The sequence below is a fragment of the Neisseria sp. P0008.S010 genome (assembly GCF_051962715.1).
In the GTDB taxonomy this organism is placed as follows: domain Bacteria; phylum Pseudomonadota; class Gammaproteobacteria; order Burkholderiales; family Neisseriaceae; genus Neisseria; species Neisseria elongata.
This window is the reverse complement of sequence record NZ_JBQCVA010000397.1, coordinates 1-244: the sequence shown is the minus strand read 5'-3', so window position 1 is coordinate 244 and position 244 is coordinate 1. Positions and strand designations below refer to the sequence as shown.

Below are 244 nucleotides of genomic sequence, written 5' to 3'. Positions count from 1 at the left end.
GACTACCCGGGTATCTAATCCTGTTTGCTCCCCACGCTTTCGTGCCTCAGCGTCAGTGTTGATCCAGATGGCCGCCTTCGCCACGGATGTTCCTCCCGATCTCTACGCATTTCACCGCTACACCGGGAATTCCGCCATCCTCTATCACACTCTAGCTGGCCAGTATCCATCGCCATTCCCAGGTTGAGCCCAGGGCTTTCACGACAGACTTAACCAACCGCCTACGCACGCTTTACGCCCAGTA

General features: G+C 56.6%; 1 rRNA gene. It reads right to left on the bottom strand.

Annotation, left to right across the window (positions count from 1 at the left end):
* Window positions 1-244, bottom strand: a 16S ribosomal RNA gene (locus ACTHSL_RS14065); the annotation flags it as partial.